The 24297-nt window shown below is 64.2% G+C and carries 19 protein-coding genes; 4 read left to right on the top strand and 15 right to left on the bottom strand.

The genetic code is table 11. The features are described 5' to 3' along the window. Position 1 precedes the first annotated feature (1 nt). From CEJ45_RS00550 to mfd, 12 genes are all read right to left on the bottom strand, one after another. Positions 2 to 1837 carry a sensor domain-containing diguanylate cyclase gene (locus CEJ45_RS00550; RefSeq protein WP_241517256.1) on the bottom strand — a complete coding sequence of 612 codons (1836 nt, stop codon included), beginning with the start codon at positions 1835 to 1837 and terminating at the stop codon, positions 2 to 4. Between the two features lie 209 nt (positions 1838 to 2046). Beyond that, positions 2047 to 2502, bottom strand: coding sequence for a MaoC family dehydratase (locus CEJ45_RS00545; protein WP_088753324.1), 456 nt, complete (start codon positions 2500 to 2502; stop codon positions 2047 to 2049). A 75-nt stretch (positions 2503 to 2577) separates the two neighbouring features. Beyond that, positions 2578 to 3606: a diguanylate cyclase domain-containing protein gene (locus tag CEJ45_RS00540; protein ID WP_088753618.1), complete on the bottom strand. Its 1029-nt coding sequence runs from the start codon at positions 3604 to 3606 to the stop codon at positions 2578 to 2580. Positions 3607 to 3631: 25 nt separating this feature from the next. Further along, positions 3632 to 4654: a chemotaxis response regulator protein-glutamate methylesterase gene (gene cheB / locus CEJ45_RS00535; RefSeq protein ID WP_088753323.1), complete on the bottom strand. Its 1023-nt coding sequence runs from the start codon at positions 4652 to 4654 to the stop codon at positions 3632 to 3634. Then, complete coding sequence (locus tag CEJ45_RS00530) at positions 4651 to 6963, bottom strand: hybrid sensor histidine kinase/response regulator (RefSeq protein WP_088753322.1); 2313 nt, start codon at positions 6961 to 6963, stop codon at positions 4651 to 4653. Before CEJ45_RS00530 ends, cheB begins: the two co-directional genes overlap by 4 nt. After that, a complete protein-coding gene (locus tag CEJ45_RS00525; RefSeq protein WP_088753321.1) occupies positions 6960 to 7631 on the bottom strand; it encodes a chemotaxis protein CheW in 672 nt (223 codons plus the stop codon). Before CEJ45_RS00525 ends, CEJ45_RS00530 begins: the two co-directional genes overlap by 4 nt. After that, a complete protein-coding gene (locus tag CEJ45_RS00520) occupies positions 7624 to 8904 on the bottom strand; it encodes a CheR family methyltransferase (RefSeq protein WP_088753320.1) in 1281 nt (426 codons plus the stop codon). The genes CEJ45_RS00525 and CEJ45_RS00520 overlap by 8 nt, the downstream gene beginning before the upstream one ends. Continuing rightward, the gene (locus CEJ45_RS00515) at positions 8901 to 9368 is read right to left on the bottom strand and encodes a chemotaxis protein CheW (RefSeq protein WP_088753319.1); all 468 of its coding nucleotides are present in this window, start codon (positions 9366 to 9368) and stop codon (positions 8901 to 8903) included. Before CEJ45_RS00515 ends, CEJ45_RS00520 begins: the two co-directional genes overlap by 4 nt. A gap of 29 nt (positions 9369 to 9397) precedes the next feature. Further along, positions 9398 to 11023, bottom strand: a complete 1626-nt coding sequence (locus CEJ45_RS00510) for a methyl-accepting chemotaxis protein (protein WP_088753318.1) — start codon at positions 11021 to 11023, stop codon at positions 9398 to 9400. Positions 11024 to 11254: 231 nt separating this feature from the next. Continuing rightward, positions 11255 to 11617, bottom strand: coding sequence for a DUF4870 family protein (locus CEJ45_RS00505; protein ID WP_088753317.1), 363 nt, complete (start codon positions 11615 to 11617; stop codon positions 11255 to 11257). A 36-nt stretch (positions 11618 to 11653) separates the two neighbouring features. Further along, the gene (serB, locus tag CEJ45_RS00500; RefSeq protein ID WP_088753316.1) at positions 11654 to 12538 is read right to left on the bottom strand and encodes a phosphoserine phosphatase SerB; all 885 of its coding nucleotides are present in this window, start codon (positions 12536 to 12538) and stop codon (positions 11654 to 11656) included. A 40-nt stretch (positions 12539 to 12578) separates the two neighbouring features. Beyond that, positions 12579 to 16016 carry a transcription-repair coupling factor gene (mfd, locus tag CEJ45_RS00495; protein ID WP_088753315.1) on the bottom strand — a complete coding sequence of 1146 codons (3438 nt, stop codon included), beginning with the start codon at positions 16014 to 16016 and terminating at the stop codon, positions 12579 to 12581. A gap of 197 nt (positions 16017 to 16213) precedes the next feature. Here mfd and ispD point away from each other — a divergent pair, with 197 nt between their 5' ends. From ispD to CEJ45_RS00480, 3 genes are all read left to right on the top strand, one after another. After that, positions 16214 to 16954, top strand: a complete 741-nt coding sequence (gene ispD, locus CEJ45_RS00490; RefSeq protein WP_088753314.1) for a 2-C-methyl-D-erythritol 4-phosphate cytidylyltransferase — start codon at positions 16214 to 16216, stop codon at positions 16952 to 16954. Continuing rightward, positions 16951 to 17454 (top strand): 2-C-methyl-D-erythritol 2,4-cyclodiphosphate synthase, encoded by a 504-nt coding sequence (gene ispF / locus CEJ45_RS00485; protein WP_088753313.1) that lies wholly within the window; start codon positions 16951 to 16953, stop codon positions 17452 to 17454. Before ispD ends, ispF begins: the two co-directional genes overlap by 4 nt. A gap of 316 nt (positions 17455 to 17770) precedes the next feature. Continuing rightward, on the top strand, positions 17771 to 17977 hold the full coding sequence (locus tag CEJ45_RS00480) for a cold-shock protein (RefSeq protein ID WP_006464465.1): 207 nt from the start codon (positions 17771 to 17773) through the stop codon (positions 17975 to 17977). Between the two features lie 183 nt (positions 17978 to 18160). Here the strand turns inward: CEJ45_RS00480 and aceB are convergent, their stop codons facing one another. Beyond that, on the bottom strand, positions 18161 to 19747 hold the full coding sequence (aceB, locus tag CEJ45_RS00475; RefSeq protein WP_088753312.1) for a malate synthase A: 1587 nt from the start codon (positions 19745 to 19747) through the stop codon (positions 18161 to 18163). A 252-nt stretch (positions 19748 to 19999) separates the two neighbouring features. On the opposite strand from aceB, the gene CEJ45_RS00470 reads away from it, so the two are divergent. Beyond that, the gene (locus tag CEJ45_RS00470) at positions 20000 to 20920 is read left to right on the top strand and encodes a LysR family transcriptional regulator (protein WP_088753311.1); all 921 of its coding nucleotides are present in this window, start codon (positions 20000 to 20002) and stop codon (positions 20918 to 20920) included. 7 nt (positions 20921 to 20927) lie between these two features. On the opposite strand, the gene CEJ45_RS00465 is transcribed toward CEJ45_RS00470, so the two are convergent. Both CEJ45_RS00465 and CEJ45_RS00460 read right to left on the bottom strand, forming a co-directional pair. After that, positions 20928 to 22538 carry a methyl-accepting chemotaxis protein gene (locus CEJ45_RS00465; RefSeq protein ID WP_088753310.1) on the bottom strand — a complete coding sequence of 537 codons (1611 nt, stop codon included), beginning with the start codon at positions 22536 to 22538 and terminating at the stop codon, positions 20928 to 20930. A 215-nt stretch (positions 22539 to 22753) separates the two neighbouring features. Beyond that, positions 22754 to 24151 (bottom strand): aminotransferase-like domain-containing protein, encoded by a 1398-nt coding sequence (locus CEJ45_RS00460; protein ID WP_088753309.1) that lies wholly within the window; start codon positions 24149 to 24151, stop codon positions 22754 to 22756. Positions 24152 to 24297: the final 146 nt, after the last annotated feature.

Raw genomic sequence — 24297 nt, 5'->3', positions numbered from 1 at the left:
ATCAGGGACAGGCAAAGGGCGCAAACTCGAAACGGTTGCGCCCTTTTTCCTTGGCACGATACAGGGCATCGTCGCTGGCGCGCAGGACGTGCTCCTGGCCCGGACAATCGGCCTGCATCAGGGCGATGCCGATCGACAGCGTCACCTCCACTTCACGTCCCTCGTGCCGCAACGGTTGGCTGGCGAAGCTGGTCTGCAGGCGCGTCGCGAATTCGGCGGCCGCCTGCAGGTTGGCCCCGGAGAGGATGACCGCAAACTCCTCGCCCCCCAGCCGTCCGGACGCATCCGACTTGCGCAGCTGGCGCTGCAGGACCTGGGCAAAATGTTTCAGGACCTGGTCACCCACGGCATGACCCAGGCTGTCGTTGATGCGCTTGAAGTGATCCAGGTCGCACATCAGCACCGCAGCAGTATCACTCACCCCGCGCTGGATACGGCTGTGCTCTTCCTGCAGGCGCTGCATGAAGCAGCGGCGGTTGGGCAGTTGCGTGAGGTAGTCGGTGAGGGCGAACTCCTGCAGTTCCAGTTCGATGGCCTTGCTTTGGCTGATGTCGCTGATGTAGCCGTGCCAGAGCGTGGTGCCATCGTCCAGCCGGCGCGGGCGTGCCTGGCCGCGCAGCCAGCGCACGCGCTGGCCGGGTGCGATCACCCGAAACTCCAGCATCCAGTGCGAGGCGCCGGCCAGGGCCGCCATGCGCGAGGCGCGGTACAGCGACAGGTCTTCCGGATGGAGGACGGTATCGATGACATCCGGCGAGTCCAGCAGCTGCTGGGGGGTCAGGCCATAGGTCTCGCGCGCGCCCTCGCTGACATAGGTGAAATAGCCGCGCTCGCCGGGCGGTACCCGGAACTGGTACACCATGCCGGGGATCTCGCTGGTCAGGTAATCCAGCATGCGGCTGCTCTTGGCCAGTTTGTCGGTGAGCCGCCTGAGTTCGGTGATGTCGGTCGTGGTGCCGATCATGCGCAACGCATTGCCCTGGGCGTCGCGCGCCACGACCTTGCCGCGGCTGCTGATCCACTTGTAGCTGCCGTCGCGGCAGCGGATGCGGTGCTCCACCTGGTAGCTGTCGGAGCGCGAGGCGAAATGCTGGCGGATGGTTTCCTGTACGTAAGGCAGGTCATCCGGATGGATGCGCTGGTAGGCATCTTCCAGGTGACTGGAGAGTTCCCAGTCCTCATACCCGAGGATGGCCTTCCAGCCGCGCGAATAATACATCTCGCCGGTGACGGCATTGCGGTCCCAGATGCCGGTACCGCTGCCTTCAATGGCCAGCGCCATGCGCTCATCCGCCTCGCCGGGTGGCTCGCTGCTGACCCGTGCATGCACCGGCACCAGCGAGCGCTCGATGGCCAGCATGGCCATCGAGACGGCCGCGCCGACGGCATCCCGATAGGCCTGTTGCCGGTGCGATACGTCGCCTTCGGCATCGGTGGCCGTACAAATGGTCAGCACGCCGGCCACTTCGCCGGCAAAGGAGCGCAGTGGCAGCACTTCCAGCAGCTTGCGGGCGTGACGCGCACTGAGGGCGGTCAGGCCGTTCCAGAACGGTGCCGAATCCGGGTCTTGCACGTCCAATTGGCCCAGTTCGTCCAGGAAGGCCGCAGACAGGCGCGGTGCCGCGCCCACCGTCATGCGGCGGGACTGGGGATCAAACAGGAAGATGGCCAGGCAGCGTTGCGGATAGCTGGCCGAGAAAGCGCTGGCGATACGGCCCAGCAATTGCTCCAGCGGCGCACCGCGGGCAATGTAGGACAGCGTCTGCTGGAGAAAGGCGAGCTCCTTCCGGGGGCAATCCGGATCGGCGTCAACCTGATGGAGGGGTCGTTCTGACATCATGAGCGGCGGGTTCAGCAAGGACGCGGCGGCAGCGCCACAAGGGAGCGGCCGAATGATTGCACATTAGCACTGAAAGACAAGTTCGGGCGACGGCCCTGGTGAAAATCCACGCAGGCAACCGCCAGCGATGCGCTCAGGCCACACAATGCATGAGCTTCTGCGAGAAAGCGAGCGGCCCCTTTCGGGGGGGGGGGCGGCCCGGATGCTCAGTAGCGGCGTACCAGGAATTCGGCCACGCACACCGGCTTGTCCGATCCTTCACACTCGACCGTGATGAGCCAGGCCAACTGGATGCCGCCGGGAATGTCCTCGGTGGACTCCAGCCGGATCACGCCGCGCACCCGCCGGCCGACCGGCAAGGGGGCCGGGAAACGAACGCGGTTGAGCCCGTAGTTGAGCAGCATGCGCACATCCGGACCCAGGCTGATGGACTCCGACAGCATGCGCGGCAGCAAGGCCAGGGTCAGGAAACCATGCGCTACCGTGCCACCGTAAGGCAGCTCGCGCGCGGCGCGTTCGGGGTCAACGTGGATCCATTGATGGTCGCCGGTCGCATCGGCGAAACGATCCACCTGTTCCTGCGTGACGGCAATCCATTCGCTGCAGGCCACTTCCTGGCCCGCCAGCGATTTCAGTTCTTCCAGGCTGGCGATGGTACGCATTCCGGTTTCCTTCCGTGTCTTCATCGATGGGCCGGCGCAGCGCTGCTGCATCCGGCCTGCTTGTTCTTTTCGTGTTCAGCCGTCCTGCCAGACCACGCGATTGCGCCCCTGCTGTTTGGCCAGATACAGGCGGCGGTCGGCCATCTCGATGAGTTCGCTGATCTCCTGGTGCTCGGTGGGGACCATGCAGGCCGCCCCGATGCTCACCGTCAGCCACTGGCTGATGCCGGAACGGGCATGCGGCACCTGGTTGGACTCGATCAGCTGGCACAGTTTCTGGCCCAGGGCTTGCGCCCCCTCCAGCGGCGTGCGCGGCAGGATCATGGCAAATTCTTCGCCGCCGAAGCGCGCCGACAGGTCGGCCGGACGCTGGATGCTGTTGTCCAGGGTCTGTGCCACCTGCCGCAGCACGGCGTCACCGGCCACGTGGCCGTAGTTGTCGTTGTAGAGCTTGAAGAAATCCACATCGATCAGCAGCAGCGCCAGGTGCAATCCGTCACGCCGCGCACGGCGCCATTCCGCGCCCAGGTAGTCATCGAAATAGCGGCGGTTGGCAATGCCGGTCAAGCCGTCGGTATTGGTGAGGCGCTGCAGTTCGAAATTGGTTTTCTGCAACTGCTGCTGGCTCTCGCGCAGGGCGCGATAGGCGGCGTCGCGCTGCAGCAGGTTGATGTAGGAGCGGGAGTGATAGCGCAGCCGCGCCACCAGTTCGATCACGTCCGGCAGCTTGACCATGTAGTCGTTGGCGCCCCCGGCAAAGGCATCACGTTTGATCTCGGCATCGTCGCGGGAGGACAGCACGATGATCGGCACATTGGCCAGCACCGGGCTGGCACGATACTGACGCACCAGGGTCATGCCATCCACGCCGGGCATGACCAGGTCCTGCAGGATCACCGTGGGGCGGGTCTTCTCGGCCACGGCCAGGGCTTCATCAGCGCGGGTGCAGAAGTGGAAATCGATATTGTCTTCCTTGGCCAGGGCGCGGCGGATCGCCTCACCAACCATGGCCTGGTCATCCACCAGTAATACCATGATCTTGTAGTCGTCCGCGGGCAACGCCGGGGCGCTGGCCGTGGTGTCGGTTGCTTGCACCGAACTCATCATGCTTTCCTTCATTTCAATGGGGTCAGGCTGCAGCCAGCAGCGCCTGCAGCCGTGCCGCCATGGCACTGACCGGCAGGACCTCGACGGCGGCGTTGAGCGCCACGGCCGCCTTGGGCATGCCATAGACGGCGCAGCTTTTCTGGTCCTGCGCCAGGGTGTGATAGCCGTTCTCACGCAGGGCTTTCAAGCCCGCTGCACCATCGCGGCCCATGCCGGTGAGCAGTACGCCGGTAGCCTTGCCTTCCCAGTGCCGCACGATGCTGTGGAAGAAGGCGTCGACCGAGGGCCGGTAGACGTCGGTGGGCGCGCCGTCGACGTAACCCAGGCGGCTGCCTTCCTTGAACACGAGATGATGGTTGCTGCCCGCCAGCAGGACTTCTCCCCGGCGCGGCAGGTCACCTTCGACCGCCAGGCGCACGCGCAAGGCCGACTGCTGCTGCAGCCATTGGGCCATGCCGGGCGCAAAGGCAGCATCGATGTGTTGCACGATCACGATGCTGCCCGCAAATTCGCTTGGCACCTGCTTGAGCAGCGTCGAGAGCGCCGCCGGACCGCCAGCCGATGCGCCGATGGCCACCAGCGGGGGCAGGTCGCCATGGGCGGCCGGGGCCAGCGGGCGTACCGGGCGGCGCACCGGCGCGGCCATGTCGTCGGGACTCAAACGCCCGAGGTTGTCGATCTTCTCGATCAGTGCCGCCGCATCGCGCTTGCCGGCCGCACCGATGAGCGCCGGGGTCTGGGTGGCGTCGAGGGCTCCATGACCCATGGCTTCATAGATCTTGGCGGCGCTGGTATCCATGTCGGAGGTCACCACCAGGATGGGGCAAGGGGTGTCCTGCATGATGCGGCGCGTGGCTTCCACGCCATCCATCTTGGGCATGAGCAGATCCATCAGCACCACGTCCGGCAATTGCCAGGCGCACATCTGCACGGCCTGCTCACCGTCGCGGGCGATCCAGATCAGTTCATGGCGGGCGGATTCGGCAATCACCCGGCGCAGCACTTCCACCATCATGGGGGTGTCGTTGACGATGCCGATCTTCACGTTGTGGCCTCTCCAATCAAATCCGTGACGGCCTGCAACAGGCTTTCGTCATGGAAACTGCTCTTGGTGAAATAATGATCGGCGCCGGCCGCCAGGCCACGCTGCCGATCTTCTTCACGATCCTTGTAGGACACGATCATCACCGGCAACGCCTGCAATTGCGGCGCGCCGCGTATGAGGGTGACCAGCTCGATGCCATCCATGCGCGGCATGTCGATATCAGTGATGACCAGGTCGAAATGCTCGGCACGCACGGCGTTCCAGCCATCCATGCCATCGACGGCCACCGTGACCTGGTAGCCCCGGTTGGCCAGCAACTTGCGTTCCAGCTCGCGCACGGTCAGCGAATCGTCGACCACCAGCACTTTCTTGCGCACGGTCACGGCGGCCTGGTCGGCGCTGTCCTGGCCGACCGTCTGCAGGCGCCCGGAAGCGGTCAGCTTTTCCACGGTGCGCAGCAGATCGGCCACGTCCAGGATCAGCAAGGGCGCGCCATCTTCCATCAGCGCCCCGGCCAGGATGTCGGGGATCTTGCCCAGGCGCGCATCCAGCGGTTGCACCACCAGCATGCGCTCGCCCAGGAAAGCATCGACCGCGATACCGTAGCTGTGTTCCTCTTCGCCAATGACCACCACGCACACGCTGCCATCCCGCGCGCGCCACTGGCCGCGCTGCAGCACCTGGTGTGCGCTGACCAGGCCAACCTGGCGGCCTGCGTGGCTGAAGTGCTGATAGCCCTCCAGGGTCTGCAAGTCCTCGGCCGGCAAACGCAAGGTCCGATTCACGTAGGCCAGCGGAAACGCATAAGGTTCACCGGCGATCTCCACCAACAGGCTGCGGATCACCGACAGCGTCAGCGGCAACTGCAGCAGGAAGCGGCTGCCCTGCCCTTTGCGCGTGGTGATACGGATCGTGCCGCGCACTTGCTTGAGCATGTCCGCCACCACGTCCAGGCCGACGCCGCGCCCGGAAATCTCGGTGACGGTGTCGCGCAGGCTGAAGCTGGGCAATAGCAGGAAGTCCAGCAATTCGGCGTCGGACAGGCGCGCGGCCATGTCTTCGGTAGACAAGCCGCGCTCGACGACGGTGCGGCGTAACCGGTCCAGGTCGATGCCGCCACCGTCATCGGCGACCTCGATCATCAGCATGCCCGCACTGTGGCGCGCCTCCAGTCGCACCACGCCCTGCTCCGGCTTTCCTGCGGCACGGCGCGCAGCGGCGTCCTCGATGCCATGGTCGACCGCATTGCGCAGCAGGTGGCCCAGCGGTGCTTCCAGTTTCTCCAGGATGTCGCGATCGATCTGCGTGGTGTTGCCGCTGATCTCCAGCCGCACCGACTTGCCCAGCGCATGGCCGACGTCGCGCACCATGCGCGCAAAGCCGCCAGTGCCGTCGGCAAAGGGCCGCATCCGGCAGGCCAGGGCCTCGTCATAGAGCTGTTGCGAGAGATTGACCGAACGCCGGTCGAAGGCGTCGAGTGCAATCAATTGCTCACCCAGCAGTTGCTGGTTGGTTTGCATCAGTGCACGCAGTTCGGCCAGCGTGGTCTGGGCAAATTCATCGAGCTGGCTGGACGACAATTTCTGTTGCAGCAGGTCCAGCGCCTGCACGGCTTCGCGCTGCACGCGCTTCATGCGCAACATGCTGGCAGAGAAGGGTTTCAGGCGGCGCGACTCTACCAGCGATTCACCGGTCAGGCTCAAGAGGCGGTCCAGGCTGTCCGCACTCACGCGCACGGCGCGCGCGGCGGCAGCCTGGCTGACGCTGGGTGCCGTTGCGACAGGCTGCGCCGGCTCCGTGGCTGCGGCCGACGGCGCAGGCGGTGCCGGCTGCGGGGCCGCCTCGGCGGCGCGGGCCTCCTGCATTGCGGCCGTCGGCACAGGCCAGGGGGGAGCGTCTGCACCACTCATGACCGCCGGCAAGGCTTGCAGGAAAGCCTGCACCTCGGCACTGCCGGCGTGGTCGGCCCAAGCCTCGTCGCCGTCCGGTGGCGAGGCGATCCGTCCCAGCAGGTCGGCCCCGTGCAGCAGCACATCGATATGTTTCTTCTCCAGCAGCAGCTTGCCCTGCTGCGCCAGCACGAAGCAGTCCTCCAGCACGTGGGCCACCTTGACCGCGGCTTCCAGGCCGACGATGCGCGCTGCGCCCTTGAGCGAGTGGCCGGCCCTCATGCAGGCTTCCAGGTGTTCGGCGGCCGTCGGCTGCTGCTCCAGGGCCAACAGGCTGGTATTGAGCTGGGAGATCTGGCTTTCCGCCTCGAAGCGGAACAGGTCCAGCATGGACATCTGGCTGAGATCGGGCGTACTCATGTCATGCTCCGGTTGAGTACGTAGAACAACAATTCATGGTCAAGCAAGCCGATGGGACGGCCGCGCCACTCCACCATGCCGCGTGTGTACTGGATGGCCGCCTGCGCCAGCGTGGTCGGTACCGGGGCCAGGCTGTCATGCCGGTAGCGGTGCACACCGGCCACCTCTTCCACCGGGAACACCAGCACCTGCCCTTCATGGGCCGCCACCAGCAGATGCCGAGCCGATGTCTGTGCCGGCAGCTGGAACAGCTGCGCCAGCGACACACAGATGCGCAATGCACCGCGAATATTGAGCACGCCGGCGATGGCGCTGTTGCGCTGGTGCGGCAGGCTGTGCAGCGGCCGCGCCCCGGTCACTTCCTGCACCACCGACGTGGCAATGGCCAGCCATTCGCCGGCGATGCGCACCACCAGCGCCGAGGCCAGTGTCGCCTGATCTTCTTGCACCTCTTCCATCGCCATCCCCGCGTGCAGCCATCGCTGCGCCACTTCATCGGAGGCCTCCACGCGATCAAGCTGAAGCAATGCGGCGCGGGCAAAGGTCGGGCAGTTCAGGCAGCGGATGTGATGAGCCAGCTCGGGGCAGCTGCCATCGCCCTTGGTACCGATGCGGCTCCAGCAGGCCTCCAGCGTCGTGCCGGATGATGTCACGCTCAGTTCAGCCATGATGCGGCTCCTCGCTCGCCGTCACACGGCCAGCACGCTGGCGCAGGCGATCGGCACCCGCCGCGTCGCCCTGGGCCTGCAGCAAGGCGGCCAGTTGCAGCAAGGCGGCCTGGTGACGCGGTGCCAAATAAAGCACCTTGCGATAGCAGCGCTGGGCCTGTTCGATGTCTCCCCCGGCATCGTGGATCAGGCCTTGCAGGTAAAAGGCTTCGGCACTGGGTCCCTGCTCGGCCATGGCTTGCTCGCACAAGCCGGCAGCCTGCGCGAGCTGCCCCTCATCGGCCAGTACTCGGGCACGCTCCAGCAAGGGCTGGCGGCTTGCGCAAAGCGGCGCCGCCGCAGGGGCTGCGAAGGGCTGCACGCCTGCCGTCGCGAAAGCCGGCGGCGTGAGCGGACGCGGCGCGCCCGGCACACCGGGCTGCGCCAAGGGTGGCAGCGGCGCCGCCCCCATCGCACGATGCCAGGCTGGCCGCTCGGCCGCCTCCCGCTTGCGAAAGCCAAAGGCCAGGGCAATGCCGGCCGACTCCAGACGTGGACTGAGCAGGATGCCGCCTTCGGCCGGACCGACGAAGATCACGCTGCCGGCCTGCATGAGGCGCTCCAGCAGGGTCACGACCTGGCGCTGCACATCGCGTTCGAAGTAGATCAGCACATTGCGGCAGAAAATGAAATCGTAGGGTGCTGCCTGCCGCAAGAAATCCGGGGCCAGCAGATTGCCGGGGGCAAAGCGCACTTGCTGGCGGATCGCTTCACTCAATTGCCAGCCTTGCTCCACGGGCAGGAAATGGCGAGCCCTGAATCCAAGGTCCTGGCCCCGGAAGGAATTGCGGCCGTAGACCCCGGCGGCAGCGATCTCCAGAGAGCGGGTACGGATGTCGTAGGCTTCGATGACGAACTGTGACGGCATCACGCCCGCCTCCAGCAGGGCCATGGCCAGCGAATACGGCTCTTCACCGGTAGAGCACGGCACGCTCAGGATGCGCACCGGGTGGCCTGGCTGCGATGCCAGCCGTTCGCGCGCCAGGCGGGCTGTGGCCAGGATGGCTTCGCGGTCACGGAAGAACCAGGTCTCCGGCACCACGGCCAGTTCGATCAGGGCCTGCAGCTCCTCCGCCGACGCTTGCAGGCGTGCCAGATAGAGGCCATCGTCGTCGATGGCCAGCGCGGCCATGCGCTCGCGCACCACGCGCTCGATGAGGCTGCTGCCAACAGTGGCGATGTCCAGTCCCATGGCGGCCTTGAGCTTGTCAGCGATCAGCGGCAGGGTCTTCATGCCAGCACCTCGGGATAGAGCAAGGCGCATGCGGCCGGATCGAGCAGTTCCCCCACTTCCACCCGCTGCAGCAGGCCGCCCTGGTAGGGCAGGACCGGCCCGAGGTAAGGTGCGCCGTCATTGCGGATGGCCGCAGGTGCGAAGTCGGCCGGGTCGATGCGCAGGGTATCGGTCGCCTGCTCCAGGATCAGGCCCAGCAACACCGGTGCCGCCAGGCTGCCCTGGTAATGCACCAGCACCAGGCGGGTGCTCGCCCGGGCGGGGGCGGGCCGCCCCAATGCCAGCATGGACAGGTCGATCACGGGAACGTGGCTGCGGCCGTGCGGCAGCAGGCCAGCCACCCATGCGGGTGCCCCGGGCAGCGATTTGCAGGGCGTCAGCGGCAGCACCATCGCCACCGCAGTGGTGGGCAAGGCGTAGCGCTCTTCCCCGAGGGAGAACAGCAGATGCAGGGACTGGCTCATGAGCACGCTGGGCTGGACCGGTCCGGTGCTCAGTCCGTCACCTTGAAGCGCGAAACACCATTGCGCAATTCATTGGAGACCACATTGAGTTCGTCGATGGCCTGGCTCGATTGCTGCAGCGACTCCACCGTCTGCTGGGCCGCCTCGGAGAGCTGCACCAGCGCCTGGTTGATCTGCTCGGCGCTGCTGGCCTGGGCCTGCATGCCTTCGTTGACGATCTGGAAGCGCGGTGCCAGCGCCTGCACCTGCGCAATGATCTGCGAGAGCTGGCTGCCGGCAGTCTGTACATCCTGCATGCCGCGCCGGACCTGGTCGGAGAACTTGTCCATGCCCATCACGCCGGCCGCCACGGCCGACTGGATTTCCTTGACCATGACTTCGATGTCGTAGGTGGCCACGGCAGTCTGGTCGGCCAGCCGGCGGATCTCGGTGGCCACTACCGAGAAGCCACGACCATGCTCGCCGGCCTTCTCGGCCTCGATGGCGGCGTTCAGCGACAGCAGGTTGGTCTGGTCAGCCACCTTGGTAATGGTGGTGACGACCTGGTTGATGTTGCCCGCCTTCTCGTTGAGGATGGCCAGTTTGGCGCTGACCGAACCGGCCGCGTCCATCACGTTCTGCATGGTGTCGCCCATGCGGGTCAAGCCCGCCTGGCCGCTGCCGGCCAGCGCCGAAGTCTGTTCGGAGACCACCGACACTTCATTCATGGTGCGCACCAGGTCACGCGAGGTCGCATGGATCTCGCGCGAGGTGGCGCCGATCTCGGTGGTGGTGGCGGCCGTTTCGGCGGCGGTGGCCTGTTGCTGGCGGGCGGTGGCGGCGATCTCGGTGACCGAGGTGGCCACGCGCGCCGAGGACTTCTGAGCCTGCGAGACCAGCGCGGTCAGTTCATCGGTCATGCGGTCAAAACCATTGCCTAGGATGCCGAATTCATCGTTGCGGTCCAGCGCCACGCGGCGCGAGAAGTCGCCCGAACGCATGATGTCGAGCAGGCCCATGAGCTTCTGCAGCGGTTCGTTGATGGCGCGCATCAGGAAGAAACCACACACCAGCGCCACCAGCAGCGCGGCCATGAGCGCCGTCATCAGGGTGAACTGGGCCGAGTTGACGGCGTCGCCGATACGCTGGGCGGCGTCGTCGGCAATGGCCTTGTTGGTGTCGACCATGCGCTGTGTCAACTGGTAGCCGGTGCGCCATTGCGGACGGATCTGGTCATTGACGATCTTGTCGATGGGGGCGCGCTGGCTGAACTCCATCTTCAAGACTTCGCTGACGATGGCGCGATACTTCTGCCGCGTTTCCTTGAATTGCTCGAAGAGCTTGCGGTCGCCATCGCTGAAGATGGTCTTGTCGTAATCTTCCTGGAGGCGGTCCAGGCGCTCGGCGTTGCGGCGCAGCAGGGCCAGGTCGGCCTGGCGCTCGGCCTCGCTGGTATCGATCTGGATGATCTGCTGGGTCATCAGCAGGTTTTCATACCAGGCGGCGTTGATCTGGGTACTGTAGTAAAGGCCTGGGGTGGAGTCCTCGCGCAAGGCCGTCGCACTCTTCTCTATGCGCCCCAGGTTGACCGCTGAAATCCCGGCCATGACGGCCATGAGCAGCAGGATGAGCCCGAAGCTCCCGAGGATGCGTTGCTTGATCGTCCAGTTCTTCATGCGCAGGTTTCCCCCTTTGGAGTGAGCGTCCCCGCCCCGGCGCTCGCAGAGGGGCGCGCGTGAACGAAAGTTCGCTGGGTTCTAGCTCTAATGCTATCTAGTAATACTTCGAGATTATCATTGAAATCTTTCAATATCACTATTATCCCTTGCGCAAGCTTTCTTTGCCCGAAGGAAACAAAAACGGCACCCGAAGGTGCCGTTGAGCGCAGGAAGCGGCCAAGTGCCGCATCAGACCGGCATGGGCTTGTTGTCCTGCAGGTCGAGGAAGCCCTTGATGAGCCGGTAGGCTTTCCAGATCCAGGCCAGCGAGAATACCAGGATCGCCACGGGAATGCCGATCACCGTCGCCCACAGCACGCCGCCGGCGAACAGCCAGAACAGGTACCACCAGAAGGAACGGATCTGCCAGCGATGGTGCGTGTAGAGGAAGGTCTCGCGCACGTCGCCGCGCTTGAGGTAATTGACGATCAGGGGCAGCCAGGACAACATGCCCAGCGAAAATACCAGGCAGGCGGCATGCGCCAGATAGAGCCACCAGACCAGGTCTCGGCCGGTCTGGGTCTGCGGATCGAATACCAGTTCCTGGTTCATCGTGTCTCCTGAAGTGAGGGAAAACCGGCCCCGAGGTCAGGCCAGCAGATTCAAGATGCCGTCCAGTCCCACGAAATTCAAGCCCACACTGGCCTGGGCACGCACCACCGGCTTGGCGCGGAAGGCCACCGACAGGCCCGCGATGCCCATCATGCGCAGGTCATTCGCACCATCGCCCATGACGATGGCCTGGCCCGGTTCGGCACCAATCTCGCGGCAGATACGCTCCACCGTCGAACGCTTCTCATCGGCATTGACGATGCCGCCGACCACCTTGCCGGTGAGCTTGCCGTCGGCCACTTCCAGGGTGTTGGCGTGGGTGTAGTCCAGGTTCAGGCGTGCCTTCATGCGGTCGGTGAAGAAAGTGAAGCCGCCCGAGACCAGCAGCGTCTTCAGGCCTGCGGCCTGCACTGCCTTGAGCATGTTTTCCGCGCCCAAGGACAACTGCAGGCGTTCATCGTAGACCCGCTGCAGCGCACCCGCATCCAGGCCCCTGAGCAATGCCACGCGGCGGGTCAGGCTTTCGTTGAACTCGATCTCGCCGCGCATGGCGGCTTCGGTGATCTCGGCCACCTGCGGCTTCAACCCCTGCATGTCGGCGATCTCGTCGATGCATTCGATGGTGATGAGGGTGGAATCCATGTCCATCGCCACCAGGCGGAAATCGGACAGCTTGCGACCCTCTTCGATGAAGGCATAGTCCAGGCGCGCCTGCAGGCAAGCCGCATCGATGCTGGCCTTGAGTGCATCGCTCTGGCTTACGCCAGCCACGCGCCAGGCGTCGGCCTCCGGTACGCGGCTATCGCTGATGCGTTCGGCGCGGCCACCGGCCAACTCCGCAATGGTCTCGATGGCCGAAGAAGAAACAGCGTGGTGCTTGGGGGCTTGCAGGATCAGGTTCATGTTGTTCTGTTGATTCATGGATGCGGTGGGATTCGGTAATGCGCGGCCGGGAAGCGGTTCAGCCGGTAAGCGCCTTCATGGTCGCCTTGACCTGCTGCACGCGGGCATTGAGGTCCGGCATGCTGGCCGTGATGCGCAGCTTGTCCGGGCCATTGAGCTTGACCTGGCGGTTCTTCTGAACCAGCTCGATGATGCGCATGGCGTCGATCGGCGGATTGGGAACGAACTGCAACAGCGCCGCTTCCGAATGCGCATCGATCTTGATGATGCCCAGCGGCTTGGCGGCAATGCGCAGGCGGTGCGTTTCGATCAAGGCCTTGGCGGCATCAGGCAGCTTGCCGAAGCGGTCGATCAGTTCTTCCTGCAAGGCATCGATGGCATCGGCCTTCTCGCAGTTGGCGAAGCGCTTGTAGAGCGAGAGGCGTTCATGCACATCGCCGCAGAAGTCATTGGGCAGCAAGGCGGGGGCATGCAGGTTGATCTCGGTGGTGGTCGAGAGCGGCGCCGCCAGGTCCGGTTCGCGTCCATCCTTCAGGGCGCGCACGGCCTCGTTCAACATGTCCGAATACATCTGGAAACCGATCTCGTGGATCTCGCCCGACTGGTGATCGCCCAGCACCTCGCCGGCACCACGGATTTCCAGGTCGTGCATGGCGAGATAGAAGCCGCTGCCCAGCTCCTCCATCTGCTGGATGGCTTCCAGCCGGCGCTGCGCCTGCTTGGACAAGCCCTGCACATCCTGCACCAGCAGGTAGGCATAGGCCTGGTGGTGCGAACGGCCGACCCGGCCACGCAACTGGTGCAGCTGCGCCAGGCCGAACTTGTCGGCGCGATGCATGATGATGGTGTTGGCGGTCGGCACGTCGATGCCGGTCTCGATGATGGTGGTACAGAGCAGGATGTTGAAGCGCTGCGCCACGAAGTCGCGCATCACCTTTTCCAGGTCGCGCTCGTGCATCTGGCCGTGCGCCACACCGATGCGGGCTTCCGGCAACAGCTGCTCCAGCGCGGCCTTGCGGTTGGCAATGGTTTCCACTTCGTTGTGCAGGAAGTAGACCTGGCCGCCGCGTTTCAACTCGCGCAGGCAGGCTTCGCGGATGGTCGATTCCTGCTCGGCGCGCACGAAGGTCTTGATGGCCAGGCGCTTCTGCGGCGCGGTGGCGATCACCGAGAAATCGCGCAGGCCTTCCAGCGCCATGCCCAGGGTCCGCGGGATCGGCGTGGCGGTCAGCGTCAAGACATCCACCTCGGCGCGCAGCGACTTCAGGGCTTCCTTCTGGCGCACACCGAAACGATGTTCTTCATCGATGATGACCAGGCCCAGGCGCGAGAACTTCACCTCATCGGAGAGCAGCTTGTGGGTACCGATGACGATATCGATGGTGCCATCACCCAGGCCCTTGATGGCTTGCGTGACTTCCTTGCCGGTGCGGAAGCGCGACAGTTCGGCAATCTTGACCGGCCAGTTGGCGAAGCGGTCCGCGAAGGTGGCGGCATGCTGTTCGGCCAGCAGCGTAGTCGGAGCGAGAATGGCGACCTGCTTGCCGCCCATCACCGCCACGAAGGCGGCACGCAAGGCCACTTCGGTCTTGCCGAAGCCGACGTCGCCGCAGATGAGGCGGTCCATGGGCTTGCCACCGGTCATGTCCTTGATGACGGCATTGATGGCGGCGGCCTGGTCGGCCGTTTCCTCGAAACCGAAACTGTCGGCGAAAGCTTCATAGTCATGCGCCGAATACTGGAAGGCATGGCCCTGGCGCAGCGCTCGGCGGGCGTACAGGTTCAGCAGTTCGGCGGCGGTATCCCGCACCTGCTGGGCGGCCTTGCGTTTGGCCTTTTCCCACTGGCCCGAGCCCAACGCATGCAGCGGCGCATCTTCCGGCGAGGCGCCGGAGTAACGCGAGATCACGTGCAGTTGCGACACCGGCACGTAGAGCTTGGTCTCCTTGGCATATTCCAGGTGCAGGAACTCGGTCTCGCCCTCCCCCAGGTCCATGCTGACCAGGCCCATGTAGCGGCCGATGCCGTGGCTGCTGTGGACCACCGGGTCACCGATCTTCAGTTCCGACAGGTCGCGCACCATGTATTCCACATCGGTGGCGGCCTGCTGCTTGCGGCTGCCGGCGCGGCGGCCGCTGCCGGCGTACAGCTCGGTCTCGGTGATCAGCGCCAGGCCAGCGGCGGTGACGAAACCTGCGTGCAGCGGGGCCACGCCCAGCATCAGCGGCTCAGTGCTGGAAAGGAAACCGTTCCAGTCGTCGCACAGCGCCGGATGCAAGTCGTATTCCGCAAAATATTGCTGCAGGGTTTCACGCCGGCCATTGCTCTCGGCACAGATCAGCACGCGCTCGGCGCCCTTGAGCAGGAAGCTGCGCAGGTTGACCAGCGGATCTTCCGCACGGCGGTTGACGGCGATGTTGGGTAGCGGAGCCGAGATGGCCGAAGGCGCATCATCGGTCTTGAGCACCCAGCGGGCGTGGGGTTTCAGCAGGGTGAAGAAATCTTCATCGTCCAGGTAGATGGCGCGCGGCTCCAGCACCGGGCGCTCGCGGTCGGCATGAAGGAAGGTCCAACGCGAGCGGGTATCGCTCCAGAAGCGTTTGATGGCCTGTTCGATGTCGCCGACGGTGGCGAACATGGCATTGGCCGGCAGGTACTGGAAGAGCGTAGCCGTCTCTTCGAAGAACAGCGGCAGGTAGTATTCGATGCCCGCCGAGGCGATGCCGTTGCCGATGTCCTTGTAGATGGCCGAGCGCGAGGGATCGCCCTCGAACACTTCGCGCCAGCGATTGCGGAAGGCCAGGCGCGAGGCCTCATCCATGGGGAATTCGCGGCCCGGCAGCAGGCGGACTTCGGGCACCGGATAGAGCGAGCGCTGGGTATCGGCGTCGAAAGTGCGGATGGTCTCGATGGTGTCGCCGAACAGGTCCAGCCGGTACGGCAGCACCGAGCCCATGGGGAAGATGTCGATCAGGCCGCCGCGCACCGAATATTCGCCCGGCGACATCACCTGGCCCACGTGGGTGTAACCGGCCAGGGTGAGCTGGGACTTCAGCTTGCCCTCGTCGAGTTTTTCACCCTGCTTGAAGAAGAAGGTATAAGCCGCCAGGAACTGCGGCGGTGCCATGCGCAACAAGGCCGTGGTGGCCGGCACGATCAGCAGGTCGCACTGGCCGGACTGCACTTCATAGAGCGTGGCCAGGCGTTCGGAGACCAGGTCCTGGTGCGGCGAGAAGGCGTCGTAGGGCAGTGTTTCCCAGTCCGGGAGCAGGTGGCAGCGCAGGCGCTCGCCGTCCTTGGGCTGGAACCAGGGGATTTCAGCCAGCAGGCGCTGGGCATCGGTGGCCCCGGCCACCACCACGGCCAGCATGCGGCCTTCGGCCTTCAGGGCCAGCGCGGCCTGGGCCAGCAGATAGGCATCGGCGGAACCGTGCACGGCGGGAGGCTGGAAACGCACACCTGCCTTGGGCAGGCTTTTTTTCGGGTCAAAAGACATCAGGATCGGGAGGATCGGCTTGGTTTGGACTTGATTCGAGTAGAGCAACGGCGCAGGCCCGGTGGCGGCGGCCGTGCTGGCAGCGCCGCAAAATGCCGGTCGCTTGCAAGGGATTGGCATTAGAATTCAGCCTCCCATTATAAACGAAGGCCCCATCGCAAGCCGCCGCCAGGCGGGCGCCGGGCCAGGTGCATGGCATGAACCCTTCGCAGTCCGCCTCTTCCCCGTCCCGCCACGTTGCGCTCATCCCCGCCGCAGGCGTGGGCGCGCGCATGGGCGGCCAGATCCCCAAGCAATACATGCCGCTGGCAGGCCGCCCCATGCTGCTGCATGCGCTGCAGACCTTCGCGGCCCATGCACGCATTGCGCATACCTATGTAGTGGTCAGTGCCGAAGATGGCTGGATTGACTCCCTGATGACGCAGGATTTGTTGCAACGCGTGAGCATCCTGCGGGTCGGCGGACCAACGCGCCAGGACAGCGTCTTCAATGGCCTCAACGCCATCCGTGACCAGGTCGCCGACGCTGACCGGGTGCTGGTCCATGACGCTGCCCGTCCCGGGTTGGATGCGGCGCTGCTGGACCGTCTTCTCGATGCGCTGGCAGGCGACGAAGTCGGTGGCCTGTTGGCCGTGCCGGTTGTCGACACCTTGAAGCGCGGCGATGGCGGCACCCCTGCCCGCTCGCAGGAGACCGTCCCGCGCGCGGGCCTCTGGGCGGCGCAGACCCCGCAGATGTTTCCCTATGCCCTGCTGCAGCGCGCCTTGCAGCAGGCACAAGCCCAAGGCCGCCTGGGCGAGATCACCGACGACGCCAGTGCCATCGAGATGCTGGGCTTGCGTCCCCGCCTGGTAGAGGGCAGCCCCCGCAATCTGAAGGTCACGCTGGCGCAGGACGCCGCGCTGGCCGAATTCTTCCTGAAAGGTCCGCACGCATGAACGCTTCTTCACCCTTCCCCTTCCGTATCGGCCAGGGCTATGACTGCCACGCCCTGGTGGAAGGCCGCCCGCTGATCCTGGGTGGCGTCACCATCCCGCACAAAAAGGGCCTGCTGGGTCATTCGGATGCCGATGCGCTGCTGCACGCCATCACCGACGCGCTCTTCGGCGCTGCCGCGCTGGGCGACATCGGCCGCCATTTCCCCGATACCGACCCGCAATTCAAGGGCGCCGACTCGCGCGTGCTGCTGCGCGAAGCCGCCAAGCGGCTGGCTGCCGCCGGCTACGCCGTGGGCAACGTGGATGCCACCATCATCGCGCAGGCGCCCAAGATGGCGCCGCATATCCCGGTCATGGTCGCCAACGTTGCGGCCGACCTCGGGATTACCGAGGGGCAAGTCAACATCAAGGCGAAAACCAACGAAAAAATGGGATTTTTGGGCCGTGAAGAAGGGATTGCCACCGAAGCGGTTGTGCTGATCCACCGCCAAAACGGCTGAAACGGCCTGTCAGAAACTGACGGACAGGACCTCGTAGGACATCGCCTGACACGCCGAAAGCCGCACCAGACAAGGGATTGCGGGCGACGGATTGCACCATTTCCCGGCATGCATGGAAATCTAAAGCACCGAAAAAAACCATTAAAACTTTTAATTGAACTTTCGTGCCGAAAATGGCTTGCATTCTCGATTTAATGAGTATAATCGTCGCGTCGTTAGGATTCGAGCTGGTAGTGCGGTTCTTCGCTGTCATTCCTCCCGAGTAACGATAAAGAGCCGGGCGCAAGCCCCAATCAATTAAATTTAGGAGTCCGTAATGGCAACTGGTACCGTCAAGTGGTTCAACGATGCAAAGGGTTTTGGTTTCATCACTCCCGATGAAGGTGGCGAAGATCTGTTCGCTCACTTCTCGGCTATTCAATCGAATGGCTTCAAGTCCCTGAAGGAAAACCAACGCGTTTCCTTCGAAGTGACCACCGGCCCGAAGGGCAAGCAAGCTTCGAACATCGTTCCGGCTGCTTAAGCTTTTCAAGCTGATAAAAAATCCCCGACTCGTCGGGGATTTTTTTCGTCCTTCACTTTCTTGCTTTCGTACTTTCCTACTTTCCTACTTTCGTACTTTCGCAACGTGAAGCGATGGGCACAAAAAAATCCCCGCCCTCTTGTGAGTGGCGGGGATTTTCATTTCAACTGAAGCGGATCTGAATCAGATTTCTTCGTACAGCGGCAGCGTCAGGAACTCGGCGAAGGTCTCGGAAGTGGACATTTCTTCAAAGATCTTGGCGGCGCGGTCATAGGTCGGGCCATCGCCTGCCACTTGCTTCACCTTGGCCAGCTCTTCCGGGATCATCGCGCGCACCATGTCAGCGGTGACCTTGCGGCCGTCTTCCAGGTTGCCCTTGGCGCTGCGGATCCACTGCCACACCTGCGCACGGCTGATTTCGGCGGTGGCCGCATCTTCCATCAGGTTGTGGATGGGCACGCAGCCGTTGCCGGCCAGCCAGGCACCCAGGTAGTGGATGCCGACGTTGATGTTGTAGCGCAGGCCGGCTTCGGTGATCGGGGTTTCCGGCTGGAAGTTCAGCAGGTCAGCCGCCTTCACTTCGACGTCCGGACGCTGCTTCTCGAACTGGTTGGGCTTGTCGCCCAGCACGGCCACGAATTCCTTCATGGAGGCTTCGACCAGGCCCGGGTGGGCCACCCAGCCGCCGTCGTAACCGTCGGTCGCATCGCGGCGCTTGTCGTTGATGATGCCCTGCATGGCGATGGCGTTCTTTTCCGGATCGTTCTTGATCGGGATCAGCGCACTCATGCCGCCGATGGCCGGCGCGCCGCGCTTGTGGCAGGTCTTCAGCAGCAGCAGCGCGTAAGCGCGCATGAAGGGCGAGGTCATGGTGACCTTGGCGCGATCGGCCAGGCAGAAGTCCTTGTCGTTCTTGAACTTCTTGATGCAGGAGAAGATGTAATCCCAGCGGCCGGCATTCAGGCCAGCGCTGTGCTCGCGCAGTTCGTAGAGGATTTCTTCCATCTCGAAGGCGGCGGTGATGGTCTCGATCAGCACGGTGGCCTTGATGGTGCCTTGCGGCAGGCCGATTTCGTTCTGGGCCATCACGAAGATGTCGTTCCACAGGCGGGCTTCGAGGTGCGATTCCATCTTGGGCAGATAGAAGTACGGACCGGCGCCGCGCGCCAGCTGTTCCTTGGCATTGTGGAACAGGAACAGGGCGAAGTCGAAGATGCCGCCGGAGATGCGCTTGCCGTCGATGGTGACGTGCTTTTCATCCAGGTGCCAGCCGCGCGGACGCACCACCAGGGTGGCGATCTTGTCGTTGAGCTTGTAGCTCTTGCCGTTCGATTCCAGCGAGATGGTGCGGCGGATGGCGTCATACAGGTTGATCTGGCCACTGATCTGGTTGTCCCAGACCGGGGAGTTGGAATCCTCGAAGTCGGTCATGTAGCTGTCGGCGCCCGAGTTGAAGGCGTTGATGACCATCTTGCGCTCGACCGGGCCGGTGATTTCCACGCGGCGGCACTTCAGCGCCTCGGGAATGGGGGCGATCTTCCAGTCGCCGGTGCGGATGGATTCGGTTTCCTTCAGGAAGTCGGGGCGCTCGCCGGCGTCCAGGCGCTTGACGCGCTCGGCACGGGCGGCCAGCAGTTCCTGGCGGCGGCTTTCGAAGGCGCGCGAGAGCTTGGCGACCAGCGACAGGGCTTCAAAGGTCAGGACGTTCTCGTAACCCGGCTTGATCTCGCCGGAGATTTCCATGCCGGTGGGCAGCTTCAGTTGCGTCATGCTGGACTCCTCAAAAAGAAAAATGGACTGGGTGATCTTGTTTTCATGATTGTGCCTGAGAGCGTGCAGCTTTTTGCATCGCATCAGACACTTTATGTACGCAGTATATTTAAACCAAATCGATATGAGTGAAAGCTTTTATCAATTTATCTTTGCGTTTTAGTCACAAGTGAGCCAATAATGGCCGCATCGCGCCGCGCCAGTTGCGGCGCGGCTTTGCCGCCAATAGAAAGGCGTTGGGAGGGTGACAGCATGGATCAGTTCAAGCAGATTTCAACCTTTGCCGAGGTAGCCGCCCGTGGCAGCCTGTCGGCGGCCGCCCGTGCGGAAGGCATCGCCCCGGCCATGATAGGCCGGCGCCTCGATGCGCTGGAGGAGCGCCTGGGTGTCAAACTGCTGCAGCGAACCACGCGCAAGATCGTGCTCACCAACGAGGGCGCGGCCTTCCTGGAGGACTGCCAGCGCATCCTGGCCGACCTGGAAGATGCCGAATCGGCGGTGTCCGAACGCAGCGCCCGTGCCAGCGGGCAATTGCTGATCTCGGCCCCGGCCGGCTTTGGCCGCCAGCACGTGGCACCACTGGTGCCTTCCTTCCTGGCCGAGCACCGCGATGTCACGCTCACCCTGAACCTGAATGATCGTATTGCCGACGTCATCGGTGAAGGCATCGACGTGGCCATCCGCATCGCCACCCTGACGGACTCCAACCTGGTGAGCGTGAAGCTGGCCGAGAACCATCGCGTGATCGTGGCCGCCCCGTCCTACCTGCGCCGTCATGGCACGCCGGCCAGTCCTGATGAACTGGTGCGCCACAATTGCCTGGCCATGAGCAGCGAAGGCAGCCAGCGTGGCTGGACGCTCAAGCAATCCGGCAAGGTGAGCGTCTACAAGGTCGGGGGCAACATGGTCTGCAATGACGGGGAGGTGCTGCACAACTGGGCGCTGGCCGGGCGCGGCCTGGCCTGGCGCTCGATGTGGGAAGTGGGCGCGGCCATCGAGGCGGGCGAACTGGTGACGGTACTGGACAAATTCGCCGCCCCGGCACCTTCCATCTACGCGGTGTTTGCACAGCGGCGGCACCTGCCGCTGCGCATTCGCGCCTTCGTGGATTTCCTGCGGCATGCCTATGCGCAGCCGGACTACTGGAAGCAGACCGGCGCGGGCCTGCGCTGAAGCAGGCTCAGTGCGGCAGCGTCGGGCTGGCCGGGGTCACATCGATCTCCCGGCGCACCACGGCTTCCCCTTCACTGACCCGGAACACGCTGACCATCTGCGCCAGCCGTCCCGCCTGGTTCTGCATGGAAGCGGCAGCCGCAGCCGCCTGCTCCACCAGCGCTGCATTCTGCTGGGTCACCTGATCCATCTGGGTGATGGCCAGGTTGATCTGCTCGATGCCGCTGGTCTGCTCGGCACTGGCCGCGCTGATCTCGGCGACGATGTCGGTAACGCGGCGCACGCTGCTGACTACTTCCTGCATGGTGGCGCCGGCCTGCTCGACCAGGCGGCTGCCGTCGCCGACTTTTTCCACCGAGTCATTGATCAGTTCCTTGATCTCCTTGGCGGCAGACGCCGAACGCTGGGCCAGCGAACGCACTTCCGAAGCGACCACCGCAAAACCGCGTCCCTGTTCACCGGCACGCGCGGCTTCCACCGCGGCGTTGAGCGCCAGGATGTTGGTCTGGAAGGCGATGCCATCGATCACGCTGATGATGTCCACGATCTTGCGCGAGGACGCATTGATGGCGCCCATGGTATCGACCACCTGGTTGACCACGCCACCGCCCTGCTCGGCCACGCTGGAGGCCGATTGCGCCAGCTGCGCCGCCTGGCGGGCATTGTCGGCATTCTGGCGCACGGTGGAAATCAGTTCTTCCATGGCCGACGCGGTCTCTTCCAGCGAACTGGCCTGCTGCTCGGTGCGGCTGGAGAGGTCCAGGTTGCCGGCGGCGATCTCGGCCGAGGCCGTGCTGATGGTGTCGGTACCCGAGCGCACATTGGTGACGATGCCGCGCAGGCTGTCATTCATGTCCTTCAGGGATTGCAGCAACTGCCCGGTCTCGTCGCTTGACTTGACCTGTACCTCGGTGGCCAGGTCGCCTTCGGCCACCTTGCGCGACACCACCACCGCCGTCTGCAGGGGCTTGGTGATGCCCAGCGTCAAGGCGCGCGCCAGCACGATGCCCAGCAACAGGATCAGGCCCTCCAGCACCAGGATCAGGATGCGGCTCTGTGCGGCGATGTTGTCGATTTCCTTGGCGGTATCATCGATGGCCTTGCGCTGGATGTCGACCAATTCGCGCATGAGCTTCTGGTAGGTCGCAGCCGCCGGCACGAACACCGTATCAAGCAGGCGCATGGCCTCTTCCACGTTGCCTGCCGCCTTCAGTTTGACGATCTGGTCACGCGAGGACAGGTAGACCTTGCGCTGCTCGCCGATCTTCTGGAACAGCGCCTTCTCTTCGGGGGTGACCAGCAAGCCTTCAACCTGCTTCTGGTACTCCGATGAACTCTTGGTGGAGGCTGCTGCCTCCTCGGCGAAGTACGCTGCCAGTGACGGATCACTGCTCTTGGCGATGGCCAGGGTGCGGCGGATACCGGCAGTCAGGTTGGTGTACCAATCACCCATGAGGCGCTCGGTCTTGAGGGGGTCATTCATCATCTCGCGCGTGGCCGTGGAGACCTGCTCCAGCCGCCACAGGCTGATGCCTGCCACCACCGCTGAAAACGCCAGGATGACGGCAAAGCCCAAGGTCAGGCGTTTGCCGATGTTCATGTTGCCAAGGATATTCATGTGTTTTCCGTCCCTAGCGCAGGCTACGGGGCGGCGCCTGCGCATTGTCATCTTGATTATTGTTGTCACGACGGCAGTCCCCACTGCCATCGATGAGCACTATGGCACGCACAGGCAAGCGGGACAAGGCAACTAAACCCCGAACAGACGTGCAATGGCGGCTCTCTTCCGGCGGGCACGGAAATGCACCGCAAAACGCCCCAGCATGCGGGAATTCAGGCTTGTCGATCCAGCAAGCCGGCCATCGCGGCGGCAAATCGCGGATCCGACAGCAGGCCGACGTTGAAGCGCGACCAGGGCACTGCCTGCTCAGGCTCGACATGAAAGATGCTGCCCGGCGCCAACACCACATGATGCGCCAGCAAGGCCTGCGCCAATGGCTTGGCGTCGGCAAAGCCGGGAAACCTCGCCCACAGGTACATCGATTGCTGGGGTGCGCAGAACAGCTCCGCGCCCAGCTGCTGCAACTGCCGGCAGGCGGCGTCGGTCGCCTGCTGCAGGCGATCGCGCAGTCGCGCCGTGTGGCGGCTGAAATGGCCATCGGAGAGGATCACATCGAGCGTGCGCTCGCAGTATTCGGAACTGCTCATGTGCACCAGCATCTTGATGTCGGCCAGGTCGCTGGCCAGGTCCCGGTGACAGGCGATGAAACCGACCCGCAGCGCCGCCGAGACCGACTTGGAAAAACTGCCGATGTAGAGCGTGCGGCGCAACTGGTCGAGGGTGGCGATGCGCGGCGCGGTGGCGGGCTTGAAGTCGGCGAAGGCATCGTTTTCCACGATGAGGGCATCGTAGCGGTCGGCCAGCTGCAGGATCTGGTGGGCCTTGTGGGGCGCGGTGTCGGACGCCGTGGGATTGTGCGCCAGCGACTGGGTGAAGAACAGGGGCGCCTTGCCCGGGCGCTTCAACTCGCGCTCCAGTACCTCCAGGTCGGGCCCGTCGGCGTGGCGGGGAATGCCGATGATGCGCGCCCCCGACAGCTTCAACTTGCCATACAACATGTAGTAGCCCGGCTCATCGACCAGCACGCGGTCGCCGGGGCGGATGAAGTTGCGGATCACGATGTCCAGCGCCTGGTTGGCGCCATGGGTCAGCACGATCTGGCTGGTAGCAGCCTCGATGCCATGCTGGGCCAGCTTCTGCACCAGGTGCTGGCGCAGCGGCAGGTAGCCAAAGCGGCTGCCGTAGCCGAACAGTGCACCCATGCCGGTGCGCACCACCTTCTGGTGGAACTTGTCCAGCCGCACGTCGTGCAGCCACTCCACCGGCGGGAAGCCATCGCCCAGGCGCAGGTGGCCGGGGTCGTGCTTCAACTGTTCACGCATGAGCCAGACCACGTCCATGGCGCGGCTCAGGCTGCCCTCCTCTTCCTCCTTGGGACGCGGCGGCGTGGCACAAACGAAGAAGCCGGAGCCGCGCCGGGGCTCCACCACGCCCTGCGCCGTCAATTCCTCGAAGACGTTGACGATGGTGTTCTTGGCGCAGCCATGCTGGTCCGCCAGCGCGCGAATGGACGGCAGGCGGCTGCCCGGGGCATAGGCGCCCTCGGTGATCTGGCGGCGGATCAGTTCCACCAGTGTCCGGGTCAGGGTGAGGGTCGGGGCTGGGGCCATGGGTGATCGAATCTTGCTGCAATGCAAAGGGATTGTCTTGGGTACAGTTGCAGCGCTGTTGGCACCAACTGTACCCATGCGTAATGGTACACCCTTGTTATTCTGCCAGCGCTGGAGAGGGCCGCTGCAAGCGCTGCCCTTTCACA

The sequence above is a fragment of the Herbaspirillum aquaticum genome (genome assembly GCF_002213425.1).
GTDB lineage: Bacteria > Pseudomonadota > Gammaproteobacteria > Burkholderiales > Burkholderiaceae_D > Herbaspirillum > Herbaspirillum aquaticum.
This window is presented reverse-complemented; position numbering and strand designations above follow the sequence as displayed.

Coding starts and splice junctions, on each gene's coding strand:
- CEJ45_RS00550 (WP_241517256.1), bottom strand. CDS start 1,837: ATGTCAGAACGACCCCTCCATCAGGTTGACGCCGATCCGGATTGCCCC.
- CEJ45_RS00545 (WP_088753324.1), bottom strand. CDS start 2,502: ATGCGTACCATCGCCAGCCTGGAAGAACTGAAATCGCTGGCGGGCCAG.
- CEJ45_RS00540 (WP_088753618.1), bottom strand. CDS start 3,606: ATGAGTTCGGTGCAAGCAACCGACACCACGGCCAGCGCCCCGGCGTTG.
- CEJ45_RS00530 (WP_088753322.1), bottom strand. CDS start 6,963: ATGAGTACGCCCGATCTCAGCCAGATGTCCATGCTGGACCTGTTCCGC.
- CEJ45_RS00525 (WP_088753321.1), bottom strand. CDS start 7,631: ATGGCTGAACTGAGCGTGACATCATCCGGCACGACGCTGGAGGCCTGC.
- CEJ45_RS00520 (WP_088753320.1), bottom strand. CDS start 8,904: ATGAAGACCCTGCCGCTGATCGCTGACAAGCTCAAGGCCGCCATGGGA.
- CEJ45_RS00515 (WP_088753319.1), bottom strand. CDS start 9,368: ATGAGCCAGTCCCTGCATCTGCTGTTCTCCCTCGGGGAAGAGCGCTAC.
- CEJ45_RS00510 (WP_088753318.1), bottom strand. CDS start 11,023: ATGAAGAACTGGACGATCAAGCAACGCATCCTCGGGAGCTTCGGGCTC.
- CEJ45_RS00505 (WP_088753317.1), bottom strand. CDS start 11,617: ATGAACCAGGAACTGGTATTCGATCCGCAGACCCAGACCGGCCGAGAC.
- serB (WP_088753316.1), bottom strand. CDS start 12,538: ATGAATCAACAGAACAACATGAACCTGATCCTGCAAGCCCCCAAGCAC.
- mfd (WP_088753315.1), bottom strand. CDS start 16,016: ATGTCTTTTGACCCGAAAAAAAGCCTGCCCAAGGCAGGTGTGCGTTTC.
- ispD (WP_088753314.1), top strand. CDS start 16,214: ATGAACCCTTCGCAGTCCGCCTCTTCCCCGTCCCGCCACGTTGCGCTC.
- ispF (WP_088753313.1), top strand. CDS start 16,951: ATGAACGCTTCTTCACCCTTCCCCTTCCGTATCGGCCAGGGCTATGAC.
- CEJ45_RS00480 (WP_006464465.1), top strand. CDS start 17,771: ATGGCAACTGGTACCGTCAAGTGGTTCAACGATGCAAAGGGTTTTGGT.
- aceB (WP_088753312.1), bottom strand. CDS start 19,747: ATGACGCAACTGAAGCTGCCCACCGGCATGGAAATCTCCGGCGAGATC.
- CEJ45_RS00470 (WP_088753311.1), top strand. CDS start 20,000: ATGGATCAGTTCAAGCAGATTTCAACCTTTGCCGAGGTAGCCGCCCGT.
- CEJ45_RS00465 (WP_088753310.1), bottom strand. CDS start 22,538: ATGAATATCCTTGGCAACATGAACATCGGCAAACGCCTGACCTTGGGC.
- CEJ45_RS00460 (WP_088753309.1), bottom strand. CDS start 24,151: ATGGCCCCAGCCCCGACCCTCACCCTGACCCGGACACTGGTGGAACTG.